This window comes from Amycolatopsis sp. NPDC049252, assembly GCF_043197175.1.
Lineage (GTDB): Bacteria > Actinomycetota > Actinomycetes > Mycobacteriales > Pseudonocardiaceae > Amycolatopsis.
This window is the reverse complement of sequence record NZ_JBICSQ010000007.1, coordinates 25,276-34,712: the sequence shown is the minus strand read 5'-3', so window position 1 is coordinate 34,712 and position 9,437 is coordinate 25,276. Positions and strand designations below refer to the sequence as shown.

General features: G+C 74.1%; 1 protein-coding gene. It reads left to right on the top strand.

The window, feature by feature from the left end:
* The first annotated feature begins 20 nt into the window (after nt 1–20).
* A complete protein-coding gene (locus ACGFMK_RS12155; RefSeq protein WP_392761100.1) occupies nt 21–9,413 on the top strand; it encodes a type I polyketide synthase in 9,393 nt (3,130 codons plus the stop codon).
* The last annotated feature ends 24 nt before the right edge of the window (nt 9,414–9,437 follow it).

The window sequence follows — 9,437 nt, the reverse complement described above, 5'->3', positions numbered from 1 at the left end:
GACGGGCTGGGGTGAGCTGAATGTCCACTGAGGACAAACTGCGGGACTATCTCAAGCGGGTGACCACCGATCTCCGGCAGGTCCGGCGGGAGCTGCGCGAGGAGCGGGAGCGCGACGCCGAACCGATCGCCATCGTCGGGATGAGCTGCCGCTACCCCGGCGGCGTCCGCTCGCCTGAAGACCTGTGGGAACTGGTCGACGAGGGCCGCGACGCCGTGGGCGCGTTCCCCGAGCGGCGCGGCTGGGACCTCGGCGAGCTGTACCACCCGGACCCCGACCACGCGGGCACGTTCTACGCCCGTGAGGGCGGGTTCCTGCACGATGCCGACGAGTTCGACGCCGAGTTCTTCGGCATCTCGCCGCGCGAGGCACTGGCGATGGACCCGCAGCAGCGCCTGCTGCTCGAGATCTCCTGGGAAGCCCTGGAACGCGCGGGCATCCCGCCGGAGTCGGTGCGCGGCACCCGCGCCGGGGTGTTCGCCGGGGTGATGTACCACGACTACGGCTCCCGGTTGCCGCACGCGCCCGCCGACGTCGAGGCCTACCTCGGCAACGGCAGCGCGGGCAGCGTCGCGTCCGGCCGGGTCGCCTTCACCCTCGGCCTCGAAGGGCCCGCGGTCAGCGTCGACACGGCGTGCTCGTCTTCGCTGGTCGCCCTGCACCTGGCCGGCCAGGCCCTGCGGTCCGGCGAGTGCACGCTCGCGCTCGCCGGCGGTGTCGCCGTGATGTCCACGACCGCGACGTTCATCGAGTTCTCCCGCCAGCGCGGGCTCTCCGCCGATGGCCGCTGCAAACCGTTCGCCGCCGCCGCGGACGGCACCGGCTGGGCCGAGGGCGCCGGCATGCTCGTGCTGGAGAAGCTGTCCGACGCGCAGCGCAACGGGCACCGCGTGCTCGCCGTCGTCCGCGGCAGCGCGGTGAACTCCGACGGCGCGTCCAACGGCCTGACCGCGCCGAGCGGCCCCGCGCAGCAGCGGGTGATCCGGCAGGCGCTGGCCAACGCGGGGCTCACACCGTCCGAAGTGGACGTGGTCGAGGCGCACGGCACCGGAACCACCCTGGGCGACCCGATCGAGGCGCAGGCCCTGATCGCCACCTACGGCCGTGAGCGTGAGACGCCGCTCTGGCTGGGGTCGCTGAAGTCCAACATCGGGCACAGCCAGGCCGCCGCGGGTGTCGGCGGCGTGATCAAGATGGTCATGGCGATGCGCCACGGCGCCCTGCCGCGGACCCTGCACGTCGACGCGCCGACGCCGCACGTCGACTGGTCCACCGGCGCCGTCGAACTGCTCACCGAAGCCCGGCCGTGGCCCGAGGCCGACCGGCCGCGCCGCGCGGCGGTGTCGTCGTTCGGGGTCAGCGGCACGAACGCGCACGCGGTGCTGGAGCAGGCGCCGGCCGTCGAGAGCATCCGGTCCGAAGCCGCCGGTGTCGTTCCGGTCGTGCTGTCGGCCCGGACGGCGGAAGCGCTTACCGAACAGGCCGCCCGGCTCGCCGAGCGACTGGCCGACCCGGACCTCGAACTGCCCGATTTCGCCTGGTCGCTGGCGACGACCCGCGCGGCGCTGCCGGAGCGGGTCGCGTTCGTGGCCGCCTCTCGCGAGGAAGCTCACGACGTCTTGGCCGGTCTGGGCCGCGGCGACGTCGTCCCGGCCGCGGTGCGCGGCTTGGCCCGTGGCGGCGCCAAGTCCGTGTTCGTCTTCCCCGGCCAGGGCTCCCAGTGGGCCGGCATGGCCGTCGGGCTGCTCGACGAGTCGCCGGTGTTCGCGGCCCGGATGGCCGCATGTGAAGCCGCCTTGTCGTCCTTTGTGGACTGGTCGCTGACGGACGTCCTGCGTGGCGTCGAGGGTGCGCCCGGGTTCGACCGGGTCGACGTCGTGCAGCCGGTGCTGTGGGCGGTGATGGTCTCCTTGGCGACGCTCTGGCGGTCGTACGGCGTCGAGCCGTCGGCCGTGGTCGGCCACTCGCAGGGCGAGATCGCGGCGGCGGTCGTCGCCGGTGCGCTGTCCCTCGAGGACAGTGCCCGCGTGGTCGCCCTCCGCAGCAAGGCGATCCTCGCGCTCGCCGGACGCGGTGGGATGGTCTCGATCCCGCTGCCGCACGCCGAGGTCACCGAGCTGATCGACGGCCGGATCTCGATCGCGGCGGTCAACGGGCCGCGCTCGACCGTCGTCTCCGGTGACGCGGACGCCCTCGACGAGCTGATGGACCGCTGCGCGGACCGCGAGATCCGCGCCAAGCGCGTCCCGGTGGACTACGCGTCGCACTCGGCGCACGTCGAGTCCCTGGAAGCCGAACTCCTCGACGTGCTCGGCCCGATCCGGCCCCGCACGTCCGAGATCCCCTTCTACTCCACGGTGACCGGCGAGCCGATCGACACCACGATCGTCGGCGCCCGCTACTGGTACGACAACCTCCGCACCACGGTCCGGTTCGAGGACGCCACCCGCGCCCTGCTCGCCCGTGGCCACTCGGTGTTCGTCGAATGCAGCCCGCACCCGGTGCTCACGATCGGTCTTCAGGACACTGTGGACGATCTCGGCGTCGCGCTCGGCACCCTCCGCCGCGACGAAGGCGGCCTCCGCCGGTTCCTGACCGCGCTGGCCGACGCCCACGTCCACGGCGTCTCGCCGGAGTGGGCGAAGGTGTTCGGCGGCGGCCGGGTCGTCGACCTGCCCACCTACGCCTTCAAGCGCGACCGGTACTGGCTCGACGCCCCCGCGCCCAGTGCCGGCGGCTCGGACGGCGGGTTCTGGGCCGCCGTCGACCGCGCGGACCTCGACCTCGGCCTGCCCGAGGACACCCTCCGCGACGTGCTGCCCGCGCTCGCCGCGTGGCGCCGGCGTCACCTGGATTCGTCCACCGTGGACGGCTGGCGGTACCGCGTCAGCTGGGAGCCGGTCGACGTCGAGCGCACGAAGCTGTCCGGTGTCTGGCTGGTGCTGGGGGAGGACGACCTCGGCGTCGCCGAGGCGCTGACCGCGCACGGTGCCGACGTCCGTCGCGAGCCCACCGGCGAACCGCTGGCCGGGATCGTCTCCTTGGTCGGTGACGGCCGGGAAGCGCTCGCCGCGACGACGAAGCTGCTGCAGTCCGACCTCGAAGCTCCCGTGTGGACGATCACCTCCGGCGCGGTCACCACCGGTCGCGGCGACCGCGTCCGGCACCCGGACCAGGCTCTGGCCTGGGGGTTTGGCCGGGTGGCCGCGCTGGAGCAGCCGGACCGCTGGGGCGGTCTGCTCGACCTGCCGGAGACCCTCGACGACCGGGCCGCGGCCCGGCTCGCCGCGGTGCTCGCCGGGACCGGTGAGGACCAGCTCGCCGTGCGCGACTCCGGTGTCTTCGCCCGCCGGCTCGTGCGGGCCAAGGCGCGTCCGGCCGTAGGCGGCTGGCAGCCGCGCGGAACCGTGCTGGTCACCGGCGGTACCGGTGCGCTCGGCGGCCAGGTCGCCGAGTGGCTCGCGGCGAACGGCGCCGAGCACCTCGTGCTCACCAGCCGCAGCGGTGCGGCCGCGCCGGGGGCCGAAGAGCTGCGCGAGAAGCTGACCGCGCTCGGAGCCGAGGTGACGATCGCCGCGTGCGACGTCGCCGACCGCGACGCCCTCGCCGCCCTGCTCGACGGCCTCGACCTGACCGCGGTGGTCCACACCGCCGGTGTCCTCGACGACGGTGTCATCACGTCCCTGGCCGACGACCGTTTCGACGGCGTCCTGCGTCCCAAGCTTGACGCGGCCCTCGCGCTGCACGAGCTGACCGGCGACCTCGACGCGTTTGTCCTCTTCTCCTCCTTCGCGGGCACGGTCGGCAACTCGGGCCAGGCCAACTACGCCGCCGCCAACGCGTTCCTGGAGGCCCTTGCCGAGCAACGCGCGGCCGACGGGCTCCCGGCCACCGCGATCGGCTGGGGGCACTGGGCGGGCGGCGGCCTGGCCGACGACACCCTGCGCGGCGACCGCCTCCGCCGCGACGGACTCGTCGCGATGGACCCCGCGCTCGCCGTCACCGGCATCACGCGGGCGATCGAGCAGGGTGACCCCGTCTCGGTGGTCGCCGACGTCGACTGGGAGCGGTTCGTCCCGGCGTTCACCGCGTCCCGGCCGAGCCCGCTGCTCGGCGGCTTCGCACCGTCCACAACGGACACTCCCGCACCCGCTGGGTTCGCCGGGCAGCTGGCCGCGCTGACCGGCGCCGACCGCGAGCGGTTCCTGCTCGACCTCGTGCTGGGCCACGTCGCGGGGGTGCTCGGGCACGGTTCCCCGAGCGCGATCGAGCCGCGCCGCGCGTTCCGCGAGCTGGGTTTCGACTCGCTGACCTCGGTCGAGCTGCGCAACCGGCTCAGCGCCGCGACCGGGCGGAAACTGCCCGCGACCGTCGCGTTCGACCACCCCACCCCGGCCGAGCTGGCCGCGATGCTCGGCGGCGAAGCGGGGGAGAGCGACTTCGCGCCGGTCGTCAAGGCCGTGACCGACGACCCGATCGCCGTCGTCGCGATGACCTGCCGGTACCCCGGCGGGGTCGGCAGCCCCGAGGACCTGTGGGAGCTGCTGGCGGCGGGGCGGGACGCGATGGCGCCGTTCCCGGCCAACCGCGGCTGGGACCTCGACGCGCTCTACGACCCGGACCCCGACCACAAGGGCACCTGTTACGCCCGCGAAGGCGGGTTCCTCTACGACGCCGACAAGTTCGACGCCGGTTTCTTCGGCATCTCGCCCCGCGAGGCGCTGGCGATGGACCCGCAGCAGCGGCTGCTGCTGGAGACCTCGTGGGAGCTGTTCGAACGCGCCGGGATCGACCCGGACTCGTTGCGGGGCAGCGAAACCGGCGTGTTCGTCGGGACGAACGGCCAGGACTACGCACCCGGTCTGCACGAGTCGCCGGAAGGCGTCGAGGGTTACCTGTTGACCGGCAACGCGGCCTCGGTCGTCTGCGGCCGCGTCGCCTACACCTTCGGGCTCGAGGGCCCCGCGGTCACGGTGGACACCGCCTGCTCGGCGTCGCTGGTGGCCCTGCACCTCGCGACCCGGGCACTGCGCAACGGCGAGTGCTCGCTGGCCCTGGCCGGCGGCGCGACGGTGATGTCCAAGCCGGGCGCGTTCGTCGAGTTCTCCCGCCAGCGCGGCCTTTCCGCCGACGGCCGCTGCAAGGCGTTCGCCGCCGGTGCCGACGGCACGGGCTGGGGTGAGGGTGTCGGCCTGATCCTGCTGGAGCGGTTGTCCGACGCGCAGCGCAACGGCCACCGCGTCCTCGCGCTGCTGCGCGGCAGCGCGGTGAACTCCGACGGCGCGTCGAACGGCCTGACCGCCCCGAACGGCCCGTCACAGCAGCGCGTGATCCGGCAGGCCCTGGCCGACGCCGGACTGGCACCGTCCGATGTGGACGCCGTCGAGGCGCACGGCACCGGTACCTCGCTGGGCGACCCGATCGAGGCCCAGGCCCTGATCGCGACCTACGGGCGGGACCGCGCGGACGCGCCGCTGTGGCTCGGCTCGGTGAAGTCGAACCTCGGGCACACGCAGTCCGCGGCCGGCGTGGCCGGGGTGATCAAGATGATCCTCGCGATGCGCCACGGCGTACTGCCGAAGACGCTGCACGTCGACGAGCCGACCCCGGAAGTCGACTGGAGCGACGGCACGGTCGCCCTGCTCACCGAGGCGACGCCGTGGCCGGACACCGGACGCCCGCGCCGCGCGGGTGTGTCGTCGTTCGGCATCGGCGGCACGAACGCGCACGTGGTCCTGGAAGCGCCTCCGGCGCTCGAAGCCACCGACGAGTCCCTTGAGGACGGTCCGGTCGTGCTCTCCGCACGATCGGCCCCGGCCTTGCGTGCCCTCGCGGCCCGGCTCGCCGCGTACGTGACCGCGTCGCCGGACCTTTCGCCGGCTCAGCTGGGGCACGCGCTGAGCACCACCCGCGCCGCGCACCGGCACCGCGCCGCGCTGGTCGCGGCCGACCGGGCCGAGCTGCTGGCCGGGCTGACCGCCCTCGCCGAGGGGTCGGCTTCCGTGCCCACCGGCGAAGCTTCGGAAGGTCGCCGGATCGGCTTCCTGTTCACCGGCCAGGGCAGCCAGCGGCCGGGGATGGGCCGGGCGCTGTACCGCGAGTTCCCGGTGTTCGCCGACGCGCTCGACAACGTCTGCGCCCACCTTGACGCCCACCTGGACCGGCCGCTGAAGGAGGTCATGTTCGCCGAGACCGGTACCGACGCCGCCGCTGGCACCGGCACCGGCACCGGCACCGTCGCTGGCACCGGTACCGGCACCGAGGTCGGCACCCGCACCGAGGCCGCCTCCGGCACCGGCACCGACGCCGCCGTTGCCACCGGCACGGGCGCTGCCGTTGGCACGGGCGCTGCCGTTGACACCGGCGCCGCCGCTGGCACCGGCACTGGCACTGGCGCCGTCGCTGGTACCGGCGCCGAGGTCGGCACCTGCACCGAGGCCTCCTCCGGCACCGAAGCCGCCGCCGCTGGCACCGGCACTGGCACTGGCGCCGTCGCTGGTACCAGCGCCGAGGTCGGCACCCGCGCCGAGGCCGCCTCCGGCACCGAAGCCGTCGCTGGCACGGGCACCGCCGCTGGGACCGACGCCGCCGCTGGCACCGGCACCGCCGCCGCTGGCACGCGCGCCGAGACCGAGGTCGCCGGCGCTACCGAAGCCGCCGCGCTGCTCGACCGCACCGTCTACACCCAGGCCGCGCTGTTCGCGCTGGAAGTGGCCCAGTTCCGCCTGCTCGAACACTGGGGCGTCACCCCGCACCAGCTGCTCGGCCACTCGATCGGCGAGCTGGCCGCGGCGCACGTCGCGGGGGTCCTGACGCTGGCCGACGCCGCGACCCTGGTCGCCGCACGTGGCCGGCTCATGCAGGCGCTGCCCTCCGGCGGCGCGATGGTCGCGATCCAGGCCACCGAAGCCGAGGTTTCGGTATATCTGTCAGACCGTGTGACCGTCGCCGCGCTCAACGGTCCCAACTCGACGGTCATCTCCGGTGATGAAGCTGCCGTAGAAGCCGTGGTGGAGCACTTCGCCAACCGTAAGACCAAGCAGCTCACGGTCAGCCACGCATTCCACTCGCCGCTGATGGATCCGATGCTCGAGGAGTTCCGCGGTATAGCGGAGTCTCTGTCTTACGGTAAGACGGTTATACCGATCGTCTCCAACGTCACCGGCGAGCCGATCACCGAGTTCGACGCGGACTACTGGGTCCGGCACGTGCGCGAGGCCGTCCGGTTCCTCGACGGCGTCCGCACGCTGGAAGCCTCCGGCGTGGACACGTTCGTCGAGCTGGGACCGGACGGCGTGCTCACCGGGATGGCCCAGGACTGCGTGACCGGACCCGCGGTGTTCGTCGCCGCGCAACGCCGTGACCGCGAAGAACCGTTCGCGCTGCGGACCGCCCTGGCGACGCTGTTCGTCGCGGGCGCCGAGCCCGACTGGGCCGCGGTCTTCGGCGGCGCGCGCCCGCTGCTCGACCTGCCCACCTACCCGTTCCAGGGTGAACGGTTCTGGCTCGAAACCACCGCACCCCGCGCGGCCAAGGTGTCCACAGTGGACTCCTGGCGCTACGGCATCGCCTGGCGCCCGATCGACGAGCCGGTGCCCGGCGACCTCGGCGCATGGCTGGTGGTCGTCCCACCGGGCGAGACGAACGACCCGGCGATCGACGCACTCGCCAAGGCCGCGTCGGTGATCGTCCTCGAAACCGACGACACCGACCGCGAAACCCTGACCATCCGCCTGGCCTCGCTCGACGACGTCGACGGCGTCCTCGCCCTCGGCAGCCTCGGCCCGCAGGTGACCACGACGCTGCTGCAGTCCCTCGGCGACGCGGGCATCGACGCACCGCTGTGGGTTGCCACCCGCAGCGCGGTCGCCACCCACCCGGCCGACCGGGTGTCCAACCTGGACCAGGCCATGCTCTGGGGCCTCGGCCGCACCGCCGCCCTCGAGCACCCGCGCCGCTGGGGCGGCCTGATCGACCTGCCCACCGAAGCCGACGACCGGACCGCCTCCCGCCTAACCGGCCTCCTGACCGGCAACACCGGCGAAGACCAGCTCGCCCTGCGCGCCAACGGCCTCTTCGCCCGCCGCCTCACCCCGGCCCGGCCGGGACGCGGTGACGTCGACTGGGCCGGCGCGGGTCCGGTGCTGGTCACCGGCGGCACCGGCGCGCTCGGCTCGGCCGTCGCCCGGTACCTGGCCGGGCAAGGGGCCGGACGTCTCCTGCTGATCAGCCGTCGTGGCCCCGCCGCCCCCGGCGCGGCCGCGCTCGAAGCCGAACTGACCTCGCTCGGCGCCGACGTCACCATCGCCGCGTGCGACGCCGGGGACCGCGCGCAGCTGGCCGCGTTCCTTGCCGAGAACGCCGTCGGTGCGGTGGTGCACACGGCCGGCGTGCTCGACGACGGCGTGCTCGACGCGCTGACCGCCGACCGGTTCACCGACGTCCTGCGGGCGAAGGCGACCGCCGCCGCGAACCTGCACGAGCTGACCGGCGACCTGAGCGCGTTCGTGCTGTTCAGCGCGTTCGCCGGGACGGTCGGCAACGCCGGCCAGGCGTCCTACGCCGCCGCAAACGCCTACCTCGACGCGCTCGCCGAACAGCGCCGCGCGGACGGCCTGCCCGCCACCTCGATCGCCTGGGGTGCCTGGGCCGGGGAGGGCATGGCCGCCGGCGCGGTCGGCGACCGGCTTGGGCGCGCGGGGTTCACCGCCATGGATCCGCGGGTCGCCGTCACCGCGCTGGGCGTCGCCGAGCCGTCCGCGCTCGTCGCCGTCGCGGACATCGACTGGCCGGTGTTCGCGCCCGGGTTCACCGCGTCGCGGCCCAGCCCGCTGCTGGCCGACCTCGCGCCACAACCCGAGGTGTCCACAGTGGACGAACGCGGGTTCGCCGAGCGGCTCGCCGCCGTGCCGGACGCCGAACGCACCCGGCTGCTGGAGGACCTCGTCCGCGAGACCGCCGGACTGGTGCTCGGGCACACCGGCGCGATCGAACCCGCCCGGCCCTTCAAAGAACTCGGCTTCACCTCACTGTCCGCAGTGGAGCTGCGCAACCGGCTCGACGCGGCGACCGGGCTGTCCCTGCCCGCGACGCTCGTGTTCGACCACCCGACCCCGCGGGCACTGGCCGCGCACCTGCGGGCCGAACTGATGCCCGCACAGGGCCCCGGCCCGGTGTCCCTGTTGGACGAACTGGACCGGCTGGAGGCGGCGCTCGCCGCTCTCGGCCCGGACGAGGTGGCGGACCTGGCCCCCGACGACGAGACCCGCACCCGGATCGGCACCCGGCTGAAGGACCTGGGCACGGCCTGGCACCAGGCCGCGGACGTCCCCGCCGCCCTCGGCGACGAGCTGGACGACGCGACCGACGACGAGATCTTCGCGCTGATCGACAAGAAGTTCGGCACCTCGTGACCGAGGCGGCCCGGCGTACCCACG

Bases quoted from the DNA above. Each gene is read 5' to 3' on its own strand.
- ACGFMK_RS12155 (WP_392761100.1), top strand. From the start codon at position 21: ATGTCCACTGAGGACAAACTGCGGGACTATCTCAAGCGGGTGACCACC.